This is a genomic window from Virgisporangium aliadipatigenens, assembly GCF_016863615.1.
GTDB lineage: Bacteria > Actinomycetota > Actinomycetes > Mycobacteriales > Micromonosporaceae > Virgisporangium > Virgisporangium aliadipatigenens.
On record NZ_BOPF01000013.1, the window covers coordinates 66,057 to 83,009 of the forward strand.

Here is a 16,953-nt window from a genome sequence, read left to right on the forward strand (position 1 = left end):
GCGTCCGGTGCATGAAGAAAACCACGGCGGTCCTGACGGCCGCTCTCCTCCTGGCCGGTGGCGCGGCGGTGCCCGCCCGGGCAAGCAGCGGGATCGCGTGGCACGCGTGTGCCACGGGAGCCGACGACGAGATCGGCACCGCGCTCGACGCGGCCGGCGCGCGCTGCGGCGACCTGGCCGTGCCGCTCGACTTCCGCCGCCCGCGCGGGCGCACGATCACCGTCGCGCTGGCCCGCATCCCCGCGACGGATCGGGCGCAGCGGCGGGGTGCCCTGATGGTCAACCCCGGCGGCCCCGGCGACGCGGCCCTGGGCCTCGCGCTCGAAGTCGCCCGCTCCGCACCGCCGATCGCGGCGAAGTACGACCTCATCGGGATGGACCCGCGCTTCGTGGGGCGCAGCAGCCCGCTGCCCTGCGCGTGGCGCGACGGCTTCGCGATGCGCTCCGCCGGGGCGGACCGGCGGGCGTTCGAGGAGGGGGTGGCCGGCGTGCGCGACCGGGCCACCGAGTGCGCCGGCGTCGACCCCGAACTCCTGCGCCACGCGTCGACCCGCGAGACGGCCCGGGACATGGACGCCGTGCGCGCCGCACTGGGCGAACCGAAGCTGTCCTACGTGGGCTGGTCCTACGGCGGCTACCTGGGGGCGGTGTACACGCAGCTGTTCCCGCGGCGGGTGGACCGGTTCGTGCTGGACAGCGCCACCGGACCGGACGGGGCGGACTTCCGGGCGATGGGCGCGCCGACCGAGGAGGCCCTGCGGCACTGGGCCGCCTGGGCCGCCGCACGCGACGACACCTACCGGCTGGGCGCCACCACCGAGGCGGTCATGTCCACAGTGGATGGACTATTCGCCGCCCCGCCGATCGACGCGCACCTCCTGCCGCTGGTCTTCTTCCTGCCGCTGCGCTTCGAGGCCGAGGACACCTACGCCACGCTGGCGAACGACGTGCGCGCGTTCACCCAGGGCTCGCACGAGGTGCCGGAGAGCCTGGCGCCGCTGCTCGGCCCCGCGCAGGGCACCGACGGCATGCCGACGTTCTGCGCCGACCGGGCCGTGTCGCGGGATCCCGAGACCTACTGGCGCGACATCGAGGCGCACCGCGCCGACGAACCGCACTTCGGGCCGCTGACCCGCAACCTCGACGCCTGCGCGTTCTGGCCGGTGCGGCCGGTCGAACGGCTGACCCGGCTCGGGAACGCCGCACCGGTGCTGATGGTCGGCTCCACCGGCGACCCGCGCACGCCGTACCCGGGGCAGCTCGCGACGCACCGCGCGCTCAAGGGTTCCCGCCTGGTGACGCTCGAGGGCGCCTACAACCACACGGTTTTCGGCATCGTGGACAACGCCTGCGTCGACGACACCGTCCTCGCGTATCTCCTCGGCGGCGCGCTTCCGGCCGCGAACGTCACCTGCGCAGGTAGGTGAGCACGGCCAGCACCCGCCGGTGACCGTCATCGGCGGGTTGCAGGTCGAGCTTCATGAAGATGTTCCCGATGTGCTTGGCCACCGCCGCGTCGCCGATGGCCAGCCGCCGGCCGATCGCCCCGTTGGACGCGCCCTGCGCCATCAGGCCCAGCACCTCGCGTTCGCGCGGGGTGAGGCGCTCCAACGGATCCACCGCCCGTTGCCGGCCCAGCAGCTGCCGCACCACGTCCGGGTCGATGACCGTCTCGCCGGCGGCGACCCGTTCCACCACGTCGGCGAACTCCTCCACGTCGCCCACCCGGTCCTTGAGCAGATAGCCGACGCCGGCGCGCCCCGACGGCACGAGCAGCTCGGCGGCGTACGCGGTCGCCGTGTACTGCGACAGCACGAGCACCGCCACGTGCGCGTCGCCGGCCCGCAGCGCCACCGCGGCCCGCAGCCCCTCGTCGGTGAACCCGGGCGGCATGCGCACATCCGTCACCACCAGATCGGGCCGGTGCTCCCGGGCGGCCGCCAGCAAGGCCTCGGCGTCCGCGACGGCCGCGACGACCGTGTGCCCCAACCCCTCCAGCAGCCGCACGAGGCCGGCCCGCATCAGCGCGGCGTCCTCGGCGAGCACGATGTTCAGGGACACGGCACCTCCATCCGGACCGTCGTCGGCCCGCCCGCGGGACTGTCGACCACCAGCGTGCCGGAGACCACGGCCGTTCGGTCCACCAGGCCGCGAAGTCCCGAGCCGCCGGCCGGATCCGCGCCGCCCCGGCCGTCGTCGGTGACCGTCAGCGCCAGCCGTCCACTGTGGACACCGCCGGCGACCGTGATGCGGCGCGGGTCGGCGTGGCGCACGGCGTTCGTCACCGCCTCGGCGGCCACGAAGTACGCCGTGGACTCGACGGCCGCCGGTAGTCGTCCGGTCAACTCCAGCTCGATCTCCAACGGGACGGGGCAGCGCTCCGCCAGTTCCTCCAGGGCGGCGCGCAGTCCCAGATCGGTGAGCACCTGCGGGTGGATGCCGTGGATCAGCTCCCGGATGGCCGCCAACGCCTGCCGCGCCTGCTGTCGCGCCTCGCCGACCAGGTCGACCGCGCGGCCGTCGGTGCCGCGCAGCTCCGCCTGGGCCATGCCGAGCGTCATCGTCAGCAGTACGAGATGCTGCTGGGCGCCGTCGTGCAGGTCGCGTTCGATCCGTCGGCGTTCCGCCTCGAAGGCCCGGACCAGACGGGACCGCGACGTCGAGACCTCCGCCAGTTCGCGGGCGAGTTCCACGTCCTCGGGGACGACGAGCCATCGGGCGAACGCCGCCTGCGCCCCCGCCAGCACCGACGTCCCGTAGAGCGCCAGCAGGGTGAACGGCAGCACCACGCCCACCGAGAGCGCGAGCGCCTCCGGCACCGTGTCGATGACGTGCGACTCGTCCCACGTCAGGCGCACCAGCGACGGGTCGACGAGCGCGTACGCCGGCAGGAAGAGGAACAGCGCGCAGAGGAACAGCGCGAAGAACGCCGTCCCGTCGACCAGCAGCAGCACCAGCGTGAGCACCAGCAGGTAGCCGAACTCCCGCCACCACACCTGGCGCCCCCGGGCCGGCACCCGCTCGAAGCGGCGCAGCCGCCACCGTTCCGCCGCGCCCACCGGCCGCGCGAGCAACAGCAACGCCGGCGGGAACAGCACGACCGGCAGGCACACGACTCCCAGGAGGACGGAGCCGGCGAGGTACTCCAACGCCCGCCACGGCCACGCCGACAGGAAGAACCGATGCGGCCGCGTCAACGCCCGCCAGAGTGACTCCACGCCCGGGACGCTACTGGCGCACGGGAGCCGCGTCGGTAGACCGCGCTCTACCCCGCCCCCCCGTTGATCGCTACTTTTCACGGAAAGGTGTCACTCAGCCCCGGAGAAGCGACGATCAAGCGGGGCCGCTCAGGACGGCCGTGCACGCCGCGCGGAGGTGTTCGTCGTCCGTGATCGCGCGCCAGTCGCCGTAGAACGCGAACCGCCGGTCGCTGTCCAGCACCGCGCGCAGCACCGGCTCCACCGCCGCCACCGCCACCGGCCCCAGGTCGCGCACGACCGCCACGGCCCGCGCCGTCACCGGGGACGTCTCGCCGTCCGTGAGCGGGTCCAGCACCGCGCGCAACAGGGGCACCCCCTCGGTCGGGTCGCCGGTCAGGGCGTGCAGGGCCCGCGCCGCCTCCGTCCGGTACCAATTCGAGGGAACGGCCGCCAGCGCGCGCACCCGGTCGACCTGACCCGACGCCACCGGCCCCAGGTCCGCCAGGCGGGGCAGCACCAGCGCGCCCAGTTCGCCGGCCAGGGCCTCGCTCAGCACGCGCAGGGCCAGTTCCGGGTCGCCGCCGACGCGCCACTGGGCCCACGCGGCCGTCGCGCGCAGGCGGGCGGTGCCGCCCCGTTCGACCAGGCGCAGCAGCTGTGCCTTCGCCGGCGCCGCGCCGGGGCCGATCGCGCCGAGCGCCGCGCAGGCGTGTTCGACCAGACCCGCCGAGGAGTCGCCGAGGAGCTGCGTCAGTGCCGGAACGGCCGGCGCCGCCGCGGGCCCCCAGTGCGCCAGCACGTCCACGAAGACCCGCTGCTGGTGGAACGTGTCGCTGTCGGTCAGCGCCGACGAGACGCGCGGCAGGAGTTCGGCGGCCCAGTGGGCGAGCGGCGCCAGCACCTCCGAGAGCCCCGGCGTCCCGAACCGGTACACGCCCCGCGGGTCGGCACCGAGCGCGACGTCGAAGAACGAGGTCCCCATCAGCGCGCGCCCGCGCAGGCGCGGCAGGCACCGGGGGTCCCCGAGTCGGGACAGGCCCCACGCGGCGAGGTCGGCGACCAGGGCCGAGGGATCGGAGAGCGCCGCCACGAAGGCGTCAGCGAGCCCGTCAGTGCTCTTCTGCGGGCCGTCCGCGGGCCCGGGGTCCTCCGGTGGCTGCCCCGGCTTGTAGAGCGGCAGGAGCGCCGTCTTGCCGAACCCCTCGGAGGACAGCGCCGGATGCGGTTCGGCGAGCGCACCCGCGAGTGCCGCCAGGAGCTGCGCCGCCGCGGCCCGCACGTCGGGGTCGGGGGCGGTGAGCCGTTCGCGCACGTGCCCCAGCAGCGGATCCCGCGCCGAACGCCACTGCGAGATGGCCTCGGCCGCGACCCGTAACGCCCCGGTGCCGGTGGCCGCCGCCGAGTCGAACAGCCGCTCGGCCAGTGCCACGCGGGCGTCGCGGTCGTCGCCGAGCGCACCGGCCAGCCAGTCGCCCCAGCGGGGACCCGTCACGTCGGCGATCTCCGGCGCGGGCGGGCCGCTGAGTTCGCCCACGGCGCCGAGCAGAGCGGAGAGCCGCTCCTCCGGGTCGATCTCCGCCGGCAGCCGCGCCGGCCCGAAGGCTTCGCTTCCCGCCGACGGCCGCGTCGGCCCGGCGGGCTCGATCCCCGCCGAAAGTCGTGTGGGGACGACCGGGTCGATGCTCACCCGCTCCGCGCCGTCGCCCGCCGCCGACAGCCCGCCGGGCAGCGACACCAGCGACAGCGCGGGTGCCAGCGTCAGCACCGGACCCTGCACCGGCGGCCGCCAGCTCAACGCGAGCGCCACGGCGCGCACCGCGGGCTCACCCGACGAGCGCCGCTGCTGTAACCACGCCGTCGCCTCGCCCCGCACCGACGCGTCCGACACGTGCGCGAACAGCCGCCCCACGGCCAGCACCTGCGCCACCCGCACGCCGGCGACCTCCTCGCCGCCGTACCGCGCCAGCACCGGCGGCACCGCCGCGTCGGCGCTCCACGCCAGTTCGCCGAGGATGCCGAGCACCGCCCCGCGCAGCCGGGGCGCCGGGTCGTCCAGCAGGGACACCAGCGCCGGCACCGCCGCGTCCAGCGCCGCGCGGCAGGCGGCCACCGTCGCGGGCGGCGTGCCGGGCAGCGGGTCGGCGGCCTGCCGGGCGATCGTGACGACCGTCTCCATGATCTCCAGCCGGGCGGCCGGCTGCTCCCCCGAACCGGCCGCGTGCCGCACCAGCGCGGTGACCAGCCGGGCGGCGCGCGGCGCCAGCATCCCGCGGTGCAACGGACCCCGCCGGTGCAACGAACGGGTGGCGCACCCGTCGCACCACACGGGCGGCGGCGTACGCGCCGGAGCGGCGGGTGACGGCTGCCGTTGCCCGGGCAGCGCCGGCAGCGGTTTTGCCCCGTTGGCGAGCGAAATCGGGGTGCCCAGGCTCACCGGCCGGAGGACCGGCGCAGCGGTCGTCGGCCGGCGCATCGGCGCTGTGCCGGTCACCTGATCCGCCGTACGGGCATGAACGGGCAGCGTACCCGCAGCCGGCCGACGACGCACCGGCCCTCCGGACGTACGCCTGCTGACCGGCACATCGGCCCGAAAGCGCATACAGGTTTGAACCCGCTGCCCGGGGACACTGCACCAGCCATGGACATCGAATCTCAGGTCCGCGAGGCGTGGTCGGCCGCCCCATCGGCCGCCCCCAAAGGGGTCCGAATCCCGATCCTCGATCCCGCCGACGGGGCGGCACTGTTCACTCTTCCGGTGGGCTCCGCCGCCGACGTCGCCGATGCCGTCCGGGCGGCGCGTTCGGCGTTCGACACGTGGCGCACGACCCCCGCGGCGCAACGGGGTGCGCGGCTGCGCGACGCCGCCGACGCGGTGGCCGCCCGCGCCGACGACCTGGCCCGGCTCACCATGCGCGAGATGGGTAAGCCGTTCGGTGACGCGCTGGGTGGGGTGGAGGCGGGTGTGGGCACACTGCGCCAGTACGCCGAACTCGGCCCGCTGCGCGGCGGCCGGGCGCTCAACGGTTCGGCCGGCGCCGCCGACCTGATGATCTTCGAACCGCGCGGGCTCGTAGCGGCGCTCACCCCGTGGAACGACCCCGTGGCGGTCGCCTGCGGCCTCATCGGCGCGGCCGTCGTCACCGGCAACACGGTGGTGCACAAACCCAGCGAACGCGCACCCGCAACCGGTTGGCTGCTCGGCGAGTTGATCCGGGAGCACGTTCCGGTGTGGACGGTGCTCGGCGACGCCACGACCGGCCGGGCCCTGATCGCGAACGACCCCGACGTGGTGGCGCACGTCGGTTCGAGCGCCACGGGTGAGTGGATCCGCGCGCACGCCCGCGGCAAGGTGCTCCTCGAGAACGGCGGCAACGACCCGCTCGTCGTCGACGCGGGTGTCGACCCGGTGTGGGCGGCGGAGCAGGCCGCACTCGGCGCGTTCGCGAACGCCGGCCAGATCTGCGTCTCCATCGAACGGATATACGCACACGAGGCCGTCGCCGAGCCGTTCCTCGACGCACTCGTCGCGAGGGCGCGGGCGTTCGAGATCGGGCCGCTGGTCGACCGGCGCATGCGCGACGCCGTTCACGGGCAGGTGCGGGACGCCGTCGAGAAGGGGGCGCGGGTGTTGTGCGGTGGCGAGGTGCCGGCCGGGCCGGGGTCGTTCTACCCGCCGACCGTGCTCGCCGGGTGCACCGACGACATGGCGGTGCTGACCGAGGAGACGTTCGGGCCGGTGGCACCGGTGCGGGTGGTGGGGTCGTTCGACGAGGGGCTGCGCCTGGCCGCCGGCGGCCGCTACGGGCTCGCGGCGAGCGTGCTGACCCGCGACATGGGCCACGCCCAGCGGGCCTGGCGCGAGCTGCCGGTCGGCACGGTGAAGATCAACGCCGTCTTCGGCGGCGCACCGGGCGGTGCGGCCCACCCGCGCGGCGCCAGCGGCCAGGGATACGGCTACGGCCCCGAACTACTGGACGAGTTCACCTACACCAAGGCCGTCCACGTCACCGCAATCTAGCCGGGTCGACTTCCCGGGAGGGATAGCGGCGCAGGTACTCGACCTCCAGGTCGACCAGCCGCTGGTTGTGATGTGCCAGGGCGGCGTCGGAACCGTGCCGCAGCGTGTCCTGCCGGGTTTCGTAAAGGCTGTTCAACTCCCGGAATAGATCGGCATCGGGGAGATCCTGCGGAAGCACTCCAGTGGTCATGCGTCACCACATACCCACGAATCGGCTGGTTAGAAGGTCCCCTGGCGGGGAATGACAAAAAGCGCGCGGCGGAAGGAGCATTCCCATGACGGTGAATCAGGTGAACCATACGGAGCGGACCACGGCCGAGCTCGTGAAGACCGCTTCGGAGCAGATCTCCCGGCTGGTGCGCGACGAGTTGCGACTCGCCCAGGCGGAACTGGCGGAGAAGGGCAAGCACGCGGGCAAGGGCGCCGGCATGTTCGGCGCGGGCGGCCTGCTGGCCCTGTACGGGGTGGCGGCCCTGCTCACCGCCATCGTCCTGCTGCTGGCGTACGTGGTGCCGGCGTGGCTCGCCGCGACGATCGTGGGCGTGGTGCTGCTGGCCATCGCCGGCATCCTCGCGATGTCCGGTCGTAAGCAGGTCAAGAAGGCGTCTCCGACGGTGCCGACCGAGGCCGTCGACAACGTGAAGGCCGACGTGGCCACCGTTCAGGCCGCCGTGCGGGAGGGCAGCCACCGATGACTGGTACTTCCGACGACAAGGACATCACCGCGTTGCGGCACGAGATCGCGCAGACCCGCGCCGAGTTGGGCCAGACCGTCGAGGAACTCGCCGCGAAGGCCGACGTGAAGGCGCGCGCGCAGGAGAAGGTCGCCGAGACGAAGGCCAAGGCGCAGGAGAAGGCTCAGGAGGTCAAGGTTCTCGCGCAGGAGAAGGCCGCCGAGACCAAGATCAGGGCGCAGGAGTTGGCGACGGAGTTCCGCGAGGATCCCGCCGTGCCGACCCGCCGGGCGGTGCGCACCGTCCAGGAGAACCCGCGCCCGTACCTGATCGCCGGGGCGGCCGTGATCGCCGTGATCCTGCTGATCGTTCGCAAGCGTAGGAACCGGGAGTACTACTGATGAAGAAGATCCTCTACAAGCCGCTGTCGCTGGGCGCCAGCGTCGCCGGCGGTCTCGTGGCCGGGATCGTGTTCAAGCAGGTGTGGAAGCTCGTCTCCAACGAGGACGACGCGCCGAGCGCCACCTCGCGCGACTACGGCTGGGGCGAGGTGCTCGCCGCCGCCGCGCTGCAGGGCGCGATCTTCGCCGTGGTCAAGGCAGCGATCGACCGTGGCGGCGCCGAGGGCGTGCGTCGCCTGACCGGCGACTGGCCGGACGACTAGTTCAAAAGCATCCCTGCTGAGGGTGAGGGGAGACGGCGCCGGGTCTGTGGGGGCCCGGCGCCGTCACGCGTCCGTGGAACGTCGTCAGCACCGGCGTTGCACCCGACGCGGCTCCCGTGCGGCGACCGTGCGCCGCGACTCTTGGTGCAGCGCCGCTCCCCCGGGCGGCGCTTCGACCAGAGAAGCCGTCGAGGAGGGCTCCCGTGATGCTCGCGACGATCGCCGACGAGAACCGTGCCGCCGCCGAATCCTTCCGTGCGATCGACACGTTCGCGTCGACCGACCCGGCGACCGTGCTGGTGGTCGACGACGACCCGGACATCCGCCAGCTGATCGGGCTCAAGCTGTGGCACGCCGGCTACTCGGTCGTGATCGCGGACAACGGCGACCGTGCGCTGGAGGCCCTGCGCGACCGGACACCGGATCTGGTGGTGCTGGACGTGATGATGCCCGGCACCGACGGCCTCGAGGTCTGCCGCAGGCTGCGGGAGGACCCGAGGACCGCCGACGTGCCGGTGATCATGATGACGGCCAAGGCGCACTCGATCTTCGTGCTCGAGGGCTACGAGGCCGGCGCCACCTCCTACATGACCAAGCCGTTCAGTCCCCGGGAACTGGTGGCCGAGGTCGAGTCACTGCTGACGAAGGCCTCCTGAGTCGCGCAGGGCGGCGTAACGCGCACGCGTCGCGCCGTCGTGCGCCGCTGCCGGTGCGGGTGTCGACCCGACCGGCCACTGAGGCGGTTCGGCTCCGCCGGTGAGCGCCCACGCGGCCTGGCGCGCCGCGCCCCGTGCGACGTACTCCGCCGGTGCGGGGACCTCCACGGGTGCGCCGAACAGCGCCGGCGCGATCACGCGCACCGCCTCCGACGCCGCTGCGCCGCCGATGAGGAGCACCCGCTCGACGGGCGTTCCCACGGCGCGCAGCGCGTCGACCGCGTCCGCCAGCCCGCAGAGCATGCCCTCGACGGCCGCTCGCGCAAGGTTGGCGGGCGTCATGTTGCCCCGGGTCAGCCCGCCCAGCAGACCCGTGGCGTCGGGCCGGTTGGGCGTCCGCTCCCCGTCGAGGTACGGCAGCAGCGTGAGCCCGCCGGCCCCCGGTTCGGCCGACAGCGCCAGCCCGTCGATGTCCGACAGCGGCCGGCCGAGCAGGTCCGCCGCCGCCGTCAGCACGCGGGCGGCGTTGAGCGTGCACACCAGCGGCAGGAAGCGCCCCGTCGCGTCGGCGAAGCCGGCCACCAGCCCGGAGGCGTCAGCGGCGGCGTCGCCACTCACCCCGAATGCCGTCCCGGATGTTCCCAGGGAAACGACGACGTCTCCGGGACGCAGGCCGAGGCCGAGCGCGGCGGCCATGTTGTCGCCCGTGCCGGCGGCGAGCCGGACGCCCGACGCGGTCTCGCCCACGACGTCGGCCGGCCCCGCCACGCGCGGCACCCGCAGCTCCCGCCCGAACGCCAGGCTCAGCAGGTCCGGCCGGTACTCGCCGGTGGCGGGCGACCAGTAGCCGGTGCCGGAGGCGTCGCCGCGGTCCGTGGTCGGTCCGCCGCCGTCGGCCCGCAGCACATGGGTCACCCAGTCATGCGGAAGAAGAACGCTCTCGACGCGGGCCGCGTTCTCCGGCTCGGCCGTGGCCAGCCAGCGCAGCTTCGTGACGGTGATCGAGGCGACCGGCACGGTCCCGACCGCCTTCGCCCACTCCCCCGGCCCGCCCAGCTCGGCGATCAGGTCCTCGGCCGCCCCGGCGGAACGGGTGTCGTTCCACAGCAGCGCCGGCCGCACCACCTCGCCCGCGCCGTCCAGGCAGACCATGCCGTGCTGCTGCCCACCGACGGCGAGGGCCTCGACCCCGTCGAGCAGCCCGTCGGAGGCCTCCTCGAACGCCCTGCGCCAGTGCGCGGGGTCGACCTCGGTGGCGTCGGGGTGGGCGGCCCGGCCTTCCCGGACCACCTCTCCCGTCTCCGCATCGCACACCAGGATCTTGGTGCTCTGGGTGGAACTGTCCACCCCCGCAACGAGCCCCATTACCGCACCCCGAGGAGGTGCTCCATCGCGAGCTGGTCGAGGCGTTCGAACGCGGCACCCCGCGCGGCGAGCGCCTCGACGTCGTACTCCTCGGCGCGCAGGTCGGCGAGGCTCTCGCCGGCGGCGAGCGTCGGCTGGCGCAGTTCGTCCACGCGGGCGGCCGCCAGCGCCTCGTGCACCTCGGCGTCGGCCCGGAACGCGGCCGCCTTCTCCTTGAGGATCAGGTAGTTGCGCATGCACGCCTTGGCCGTCTCCCACACCCCGTCGTAGTCCTCGGTGCGCGGCGGCTTGTAGTCGAAGTGCCGCACGCCCTCGTACCCGCCGGTCTCCAGCGTGTCGACGGTCCAGAACGCCCCGCGCAGGTTGCCCGCGCCGAAGCGCAGGTCCTGGTCGAACCGGGGGCCGTGCTGGCCGTTCAGGTCGATGTGGAACAGCTTCTTGTGCCAGAGCGCCTGCGCGATCCCGTGGGCGAAGTTGAGGCCGGCCATCTCCTCGTGCCCCACCTCCGGGTTGAGGCCCACCCGGTCCGGCTCCTCCAGCGAGTTGATGAACGCCAGCGCGTGCCCGATCGTCGGCAGCAGGATGTCGCCGCGCGGCTCGTTGGGCTTCGGCTCCAGCGCGAAGCGGATGTTGTAGCCGCGTTCGCGCACGTAGGCGCAGAGCACGTCGACGGCTTCCTTGTACCGGTCCAGCGCGGCGGCCACGTCCTTCGAGCCGCCGGACTCGGCACCCTCGCGGCCGCCCCACATGACGTACACCGGCGCGCCCAGTTCGGCGGCGAGGTCGATGTTGCGGGCGACCTTGGCGAGCGCGAACCGGCGCACCGCGCGGTCGTTCGACGTGAAGCCGCCGTCCTTGAAGACGGGGTGGCCGAACAGGTTGGTGGTGACCATGCTCGTGACGACCCCGGTGGCGTCCAGGGCCTCCTTGAAGCGGGCGATGAGCTTGTCCCGTTCGCCCCCGTCGGTCCCGAACGGCACCAGGTCGTCATCGTGGAAGCTGACGCCGTAGGCGCCGAACTCCCCCAGCTTGTGCACGGCCTCGACGGGGTCGAGCGGCGCACGGCTGGACGACCCGAAGACGTCCTGCGCGGTCCATCCGACGGTCCACAGACCGAACGAGAACTTGTCCTGCTTGGTGGGGGTGTACGCGGTCATGAGCGACGTCCTCCAGTGACGGCTGAAACGGCTCCCGCCCGCCACTGTCCCACGGCGACACGGGGTGGCGGGCGCAGTTCGATGGGGCAAACGCTACGCCCGCCACCCGGGTTAGTTCAATACCCGAACGAACGTGGATCAGGGGGCCTGTGCCGCTACCTCGCCGGCGAACGCCTCGACCTTGTCCCGCCAGATCTTGAGTGCCGCCTCCGTGGCGTCCAGGTCCTGCGGACCGGTCTGCGTCACCACCAGCCGCGGCCCCTGCCCGGTGCCCTCCTCGAGCTCGTACCGGACCTGCCCGGCGATGCGCTCCGCGGTCTGCCACTCGTAGGTGAGCTGCCGCCCCGGCTCCACCTCGGTCACCTGTCCGTCGGCGAACTCCGGCGTCGTGGCCGGCGCCGGCGCCGGCCCGCCGACCACGGGCTCCACGCCACCGGTCAGCGCCGCCCACACCTGATCGGCCGGCCGGGTCAGCTGACGTTCGAAGCGCACCGCCCACCGCCCGTCCGGCAGGTGCGTCGAGTAGCCCCGGTCCAGCCCGAACTGCGCCACGTACCGCTCGTGCGCGACGGCCAGGTCACCCACCTCGGGCTCGGGCGCCCCGTCCAGGCTCGCGGTGAGGAAGTCCAGGCAGGTCTCCCAGCCGGCGGCGTAACTCGCGGCCGACGGCCGGTCGCCGAAGGCCTGGGTGAACACCAGCAGCGTGCCCTCCCCCTCGGGGCGCAGCTCCCAGCGCAGCACGGTGTTGTCCCACGTGTACTCGATCACGTGCGGCGGTGCCAGTTCGGTGATGACGCCGGTGCCCTCGTCGCCCTCCGCGCTGAACCGGATGGGTGCGCCGACCCGCAGTTCCCACTCGACGCGGTACGGGAACCAGGCCGCCAACCGGTCCGGATCGGTGATGGCGCGCCAGACCACTTCGATCGGGTGCGCGAACCGGCGTTCCATGTACAGCTGGTTTCTGCCGTCGACCTCTCGCAGGGACTCGTTCACGTGCCTCCCCTATCTGAAGACCACCCGGTAATAGGTCTCTGAGTGCTGCAGGGCGAGCAGAACGGCGCCCCGGGTCTCGGCGTCGTCGCCCAATGTGGACACCCGCAGCTCCACCCCCCGCAGCGCCGGCCCCAGCACCGACGCGTCGAACGCCTCCCGCAACGGCGGCAGCAGCAGGTCGCCCATCGCCGCGAGGCCACCGCCCAGCACGAGCATGGCCGGGTTGTACGCGTTCACCACCCAGGAGGCGGCAAGTCCCAGGTATTGACCCACCTCGTCGATGGCCGCCGCCGCCACGGTGTCGCCGTCGCGGGCCGCCGCCGCCACGTGGCTCGCGTCCAGGTCGCGCCGCCCGGCGAGCAGCGACGGCCGGCCGGCCGCGATCGCCCGCCGCACCGCCCGGACCATGGCCGGACCCGAGGCGACCGTCTCCAGGCAGCCGGCGTTGCCGCAGTTGCACGGCTCCGTGCCGCCGGGCACCCGGCAGTGGCCGATCTCGCCGGCCGTGCCACCGGCGCCGTGGAAGACCCGACCGCCGGAGAGCACGCCCGCCGACAGGCCGGTGCCGGCGTAGAGCAGCGCCAGTTCGCCGGCGTTGTCGCCGACGCCCTCGACGTTTTCCGCCACGGCGGCGGCCTGGCCCGCGTTGTGCACGTAGACGGGGATGCCCAGCGCGTCGCCGAGCGTGGCACCGACCGCCACGTCGCGCCAGCCGAGGTTGGGCGCGAGCAGGCACACGCCCCGGTGGAAGTCGGTCAGGCCGGGCAGCACCACCCCGACGGCCGACAGCCGCGCGCCGTCGACCTCCGCCGTCTCGCGCACCTGGTCGGCGATCCGCTTCAACGTCGCGGTGGGGTCGCCGCGCGGCGTGTCCAGCCGCACCCGCCGCACCTCCGCGCCGGTGGCGTCGCCGACCGCGACCGTCGTGCGCCGCGCGCCGATGTGCACGCCGGCCACCAGGTGGGACGAGGCGTTGAATTCGAGCAGGATCGGCGGTCGGCCTCCGGACACCGCCGTGGTGCCGGTGCCTACCTCGCGGACCAGCCCCTCGGCGATCAGTTCGTCGACGATGGCGCTGACGGTCGGCTTGGCCAGGGTGGTGGCGCGGGCGATGCTGGCGCGGGAGATCCGGCCGCCCTCCTTGACCACGGCCAGGACGAGCGAACGGTTGACCTCGCGCATGACGTTGTGGTCCGCACCGCGTCGGGTCCCACCCGGTTCCATCGCCCCACGTTACAAACCCCTCATGGTCAGTAACGCACCCGGGTCGAACCACGTGTCGCGATGTGACCGTGCGATGCTTTACACCAGTCATATGGGGGAGGTCGGCACAGGTGCACATCTCGGCGCGCAGCGACTACGCCGTCCGCGCGGCCCTGGGGCTGGCTTCCGCGTACCCGGCGACGATCTCCAGCGCCAGCCTGGCGACCGAGCAGGACCTGCCCCGCAAGTTCCTCGAGGCGATCCTGGCCGACCTGCGCCGCGCCGGCCTGGTCCGGGGGCAGCGCGGGGTCGAGGGCGGCTACGTGCTCACCAAGGCGCCGACCGAGACCATGATCGGTGAGGTGCTGCGCGCCGTGGACGGCCCGCTCGCCGAGGTTCGTGGGCGGCGGCCGGAGGAGACGGCGTACGAGGGCACCGCGGAGCACCTGCAGGAGCTGTGGGTCGCCGTGCGGGCCGCCGTGCGCAGCGTCCTGGACGAGGTGACGCTCGACGACGTGGTGCGCGGCAAGATGCCGTCCCACGTCCGGCGCCTGATCACGGCACCGGACGCCTGGCAGCCCCGCTAGCTCCTGCTTCCGACCTCGCGCAGCAGGCCCTCCTGGACCGCTGTCGCGATGTGTCGCCCGTCCAGGGTGATCATGCGGCCGCTCGCGAGCCCGCGGGCGTCGGACGCCGACGGGCTCCAGCAGTCGTAGAGAAACCACTCGTCCGCCCGGAACGGCCGGTGGAACCACAGCGCGTGATCCAGTGAGGCACCGGCGAACCCGCCCGGTCCCCAGACCGCTCCGTGCTGCGAGAGCACCGCGTCCAGCAGCGCCATGTCCGAGCAGAACGTCAACGCGCACGCGTGCACCAGCGGGTCGTCGGGCAGCCGCCCGTCGATGCGCATCCACACCCGCGGGTGGGACTCCATCGGCCGCTCCCCCGCCGGCACCCAACCGGGCTTGCCCACGTAGCGCTGGTCGATCGGCCGCGGCCGCGAGTCGAACTCGGCACGCCGTTCCGGGTACTGCTCCATCAGCTGCGCCATCGTCGGGAGCGCGTCCGGCGGTGGCACGTTCACCGGCACGGGAGCCTGGTGATCCAGCCCCGCCTCCGGCCGGTGGAACGACGCCGACATGAAGAAGATTGTCTCGCCCCGCTGGCGGGCGACCGAGCGCCGCACGGAGAACGAGCGGCCGTCCCGGATGTTCTCGACCTCGTAGGTGATCGGCTCGGCCGGGTTGCCGGGGCGCACGAAGTACCCGTGCAGCGAGTGCACCCGCCGCTCGGGATCGACCGTGCGCCCGGCCGCCACGAGCGCCTGGGCGGCCACCTGGCCACCGAAGACGCGCGTGGGCCCGGCGATCGGACTGACGCCGCGGAACCGGTCGCCGTCGAGCTTCTCCAGGTCCAGCAGGGCGATCAGCTCGTCGACCGCGACCTGCCCGGTGGCGTCACTCCTCAACCAGCGAGCCCAACTGGTGCAGGCGCAGCGTGTTGGTGGCACCCGGGGTCCCGGGCGGGCTGCCGGCGACGACCACGACGTAGTCGCCCCGACGCAGTTCGCCGAGGCCGATCAGCGCCTGGTCCACCTGGCGGAACATGTCGTCGGTGTGCTGCACGAACGGCACCTCGAAGGTGTCCACGCCCCAGGACAGCGCCAGCTGCGCCCGCACCGCCGGCACCGGCGTGAACGCCAGCAGCGGAAGGTTGCAGTGCAGTCGGGCCAGCCGCCGCACGGTGTCACCGGTCTGCGAGAACGCCACGAGCGCCTTCGCGCCGGTCGCCTGCGCGATGTTGGACGCGGCGACCGTGATGGCGCCGCCGCGGGTGCGCGGGTCGTGCTGCAGCCGCGGCACGTTGAACGAACCCGCCTCGGTGGTGGCGACGATGCGCGCCATCGTGGAGACCGTCAGCACCGGATAGCGACCGACGCTGGTCTCACCGGAGAGCATCACCGCGTCCGCGCCGTCGAGCACCGCGTTGGCGACGTCTGAGGCCTCGGCGCGGGTCGGGCGGGAGTTCTCGATCATCGAGTCGAGCATCTGCGTGGCGACGATGACCGGCTTGGCCTGCTCGCGGCAGAGCTGCACGGCGCGCTTCTGCACCAGCGGCACCTGGTCCAGCGGCAGTTCGACGCCGAGGTCACCGCGGGCCACCATGATCCCGTCGAACGCGTCGACGATGGCGTCCAGGTTGGTGACCGCTTCCGGCTTCTCGATCTTCGCCACGATCGGCCGGGTGGTCTTCTCCTCGGCCATGATCTCGTGCGCCAGCTTGATGTCGTCCGGCGTGCGCACGAACGACATCGCGATCCAGTCGACGCCCAGGCCGAGCGCGAAGCGCAGGTCCTCGATGTCCTTCTCGGAGAGCGCGGGGACGCTGATGGCGACGTTGGGCAGCGAGACGCCCTTGTTGTTGGAGACCGGCCCGCCCTCGATGACGAGGCAGCGGATGTCCTTGCCTTCTTCGACGCCGAGCACCTCGACGGCCACCTTGCCGTCGTCGATCAGCAGCCGGTCGCCGGGCTTCACCTCGAGCGGCAGGCGCTTGTAGGTGCAGGAGACGCGGTCCTGGGTGCCCTCGACGTCGTCGCTGGTGATGAAGACGATGTCACCGGTGCGCCATTCGACCTTGGTGTCGACGAACCGGCCGAGCCGGATCTTGGGGCCCTGCAGGTCGGCCAGAATGCCGACCGCCCGGCCGGAGGCCTGCGCCGCCTCGCGCACGAGCCGGTAGGTGGCCGCGTGGTCGGAGTGGTCACCGTGGCTGAAGTTGAGCCGGGCAACGTCCATCCCGGCGTCCACGAGCCCACGGATCCGCTCGGGGTCGGAAGTGGCCGGGCCGAGGGTACAGACGATCTTCGCGCGACGTGTCACGTCCACCGAGCCTAGACCGTCCGGGTGGCCCCGCGTGCGTCACCCCGGTGACCGATGGGCGACCCCCGAAAGTCAAACGAAACCGCACCCCAGAGGCAACCCGCGGAGCCGACGGGATAGTTCAGGATTATCTGGACTTTC

The 16,953-nt window shown here is 73.2% G+C and carries 17 protein-coding genes; 7 read left to right on the plus strand and 10 right to left on the minus strand.

Annotation, left to right across the window (positions count from 1 at the left end):
* Window positions 1-11: 11 nt before the first annotated feature.
* A complete protein-coding gene (locus tag Val02_RS19070; protein ID WP_203900469.1) occupies window positions 12-1,427 on the plus strand; it encodes an alpha/beta hydrolase in 1,416 nt (471 codons plus the stop codon).
* Here the strand turns inward: Val02_RS19070 and Val02_RS19075 are convergent.
* The 3 genes from Val02_RS19075 to Val02_RS19085 form a co-directional block, all read right to left on the minus strand.
* Complete coding sequence (locus tag Val02_RS19075) at window positions 1,408-2,061, minus strand: response regulator (protein WP_203900470.1); 654 nt, start codon at window positions 2,059-2,061, stop codon at window positions 1,408-1,410. The two genes, Val02_RS19070 and Val02_RS19075, sit on opposite strands and share 20 nt — an antisense overlap.
* Complete coding sequence (locus Val02_RS19080; protein WP_203900471.1) at window positions 2,052-3,218, minus strand: sensor histidine kinase; 1,167 nt, start codon at window positions 3,216-3,218, stop codon at window positions 2,052-2,054. The genes Val02_RS19075 and Val02_RS19080 overlap by 10 nt, the downstream gene beginning before the upstream one ends.
* Window positions 3,219-3,333: 115 nt before the next feature.
* Window positions 3,334-5,691 (minus strand): hypothetical protein, encoded by a 2,358-nt coding sequence (locus tag Val02_RS19085; protein ID WP_203900472.1) that lies wholly within the window; start codon window positions 5,689-5,691, stop codon window positions 3,334-3,336.
* A gap of 147 nt (window positions 5,692-5,838) precedes the next feature.
* On the opposite strand from Val02_RS19085, the gene Val02_RS19090 reads away from it, so the two are divergent.
* Window positions 5,839-7,218 carry an aldehyde dehydrogenase family protein gene (locus Val02_RS19090; protein ID WP_203900473.1) on the plus strand — a complete coding sequence of 460 codons (1,380 nt, stop codon included), beginning with the start codon at window positions 5,839-5,841 and terminating at the stop codon, window positions 7,216-7,218.
* On the opposite strand, the gene Val02_RS19095 is transcribed toward Val02_RS19090, so the two are convergent.
* Window positions 7,205-7,408 (minus strand): DUF6158 family protein, encoded by a 204-nt coding sequence (locus Val02_RS19095; protein ID WP_203900474.1) that lies wholly within the window; start codon window positions 7,406-7,408, stop codon window positions 7,205-7,207. The genes Val02_RS19090 and Val02_RS19095 overlap by 14 nt on opposite strands.
* 85 nt (window positions 7,409-7,493) lie before the next feature.
* Here Val02_RS19095 and Val02_RS19100 point away from each other — a divergent pair, with 85 nt between their 5' ends.
* The 4 genes from Val02_RS19100 (at window position 7,494) to Val02_RS19115 (ending at window position 9,212) form a co-directional block, all read left to right on the plus strand.
* Window positions 7,494-7,913 carry a phage holin family protein gene (locus tag Val02_RS19100; protein ID WP_203900475.1) on the plus strand — a complete coding sequence of 140 codons (420 nt, stop codon included), beginning with the start codon at window positions 7,494-7,496 and terminating at the stop codon, window positions 7,911-7,913.
* On the plus strand, window positions 7,910-8,293 hold the full coding sequence (locus tag Val02_RS19105; protein ID WP_203900476.1) for a DUF3618 domain-containing protein: 384 nt from the start codon (window positions 7,910-7,912) through the stop codon (window positions 8,291-8,293). The genes Val02_RS19100 and Val02_RS19105 overlap by 4 nt, the downstream gene beginning before the upstream one ends.
* Entirely contained in the window at window positions 8,293-8,556 is a 264-nt protein-coding gene (locus Val02_RS19110) for a DUF4235 domain-containing protein (protein WP_203900477.1), read from the plus strand. Before Val02_RS19105 ends, Val02_RS19110 begins: the two co-directional genes overlap by 1 nt.
* A gap of 206 nt (window positions 8,557-8,762) precedes the next feature.
* Window positions 8,763-9,212: a response regulator transcription factor gene (locus Val02_RS19115; RefSeq protein ID WP_203900646.1), complete on the plus strand. Its 450-nt coding sequence runs from the start codon at window positions 8,763-8,765 to the stop codon at window positions 9,210-9,212.
* On the opposite strand, the gene xylB is transcribed toward Val02_RS19115, so the two are convergent.
* The 4 genes from xylB to Val02_RS19135 form a co-directional block, all read right to left on the minus strand.
* On the minus strand, window positions 9,189-10,577 hold the full coding sequence (xylB, locus tag Val02_RS19120) for a xylulokinase (protein ID WP_203900478.1): 1,389 nt from the start codon (window positions 10,575-10,577) through the stop codon (window positions 9,189-9,191). The genes Val02_RS19115 and xylB overlap by 24 nt on opposite strands.
* Window positions 10,577-11,734, minus strand: a complete 1,158-nt coding sequence (gene xylA / locus Val02_RS19125; RefSeq protein ID WP_203900479.1) for a xylose isomerase — start codon at window positions 11,732-11,734, stop codon at window positions 10,577-10,579. The genes xylB and xylA overlap by 1 nt, the downstream gene beginning before the upstream one ends.
* Window positions 11,735-11,872: 138 nt before the next feature.
* Entirely contained in the window at window positions 11,873-12,727 is an 855-nt protein-coding gene (locus tag Val02_RS19130; protein WP_203900480.1) for an SRPBCC family protein, read from the minus strand.
* 9 nt (window positions 12,728-12,736) lie between these two features.
* Window positions 12,737-13,951, minus strand: coding sequence for an ROK family transcriptional regulator (locus Val02_RS19135; protein WP_203900481.1), 1,215 nt, complete (start codon window positions 13,949-13,951; stop codon window positions 12,737-12,739).
* A gap of 110 nt (window positions 13,952-14,061) precedes the next feature.
* Between Val02_RS19135 and Val02_RS19140 the strand changes: the two genes are divergently transcribed.
* The gene (locus Val02_RS19140; RefSeq protein WP_203900482.1) at window positions 14,062-14,517 is read left to right on the plus strand and encodes an RrF2 family transcriptional regulator; all 456 of its coding nucleotides are present in this window, start codon (window positions 14,062-14,064) and stop codon (window positions 14,515-14,517) included.
* Here the strand turns inward: Val02_RS19140 and Val02_RS19145 are convergent.
* Window positions 14,514-15,398, minus strand: a complete 885-nt coding sequence (locus Val02_RS19145) for an acyl-CoA thioesterase (RefSeq protein WP_203900483.1) — start codon at window positions 15,396-15,398, stop codon at window positions 14,514-14,516. The genes Val02_RS19140 and Val02_RS19145 overlap by 4 nt on opposite strands.
* Window positions 15,388-16,818: a pyruvate kinase gene (pyk, locus tag Val02_RS19150; protein ID WP_203900484.1), complete on the minus strand. Its 1,431-nt coding sequence runs from the start codon at window positions 16,816-16,818 to the stop codon at window positions 15,388-15,390. Before pyk ends, Val02_RS19145 begins: the two co-directional genes overlap by 11 nt.
* Between the last annotated feature and the right edge of the window lie 135 nt (window positions 16,819-16,953).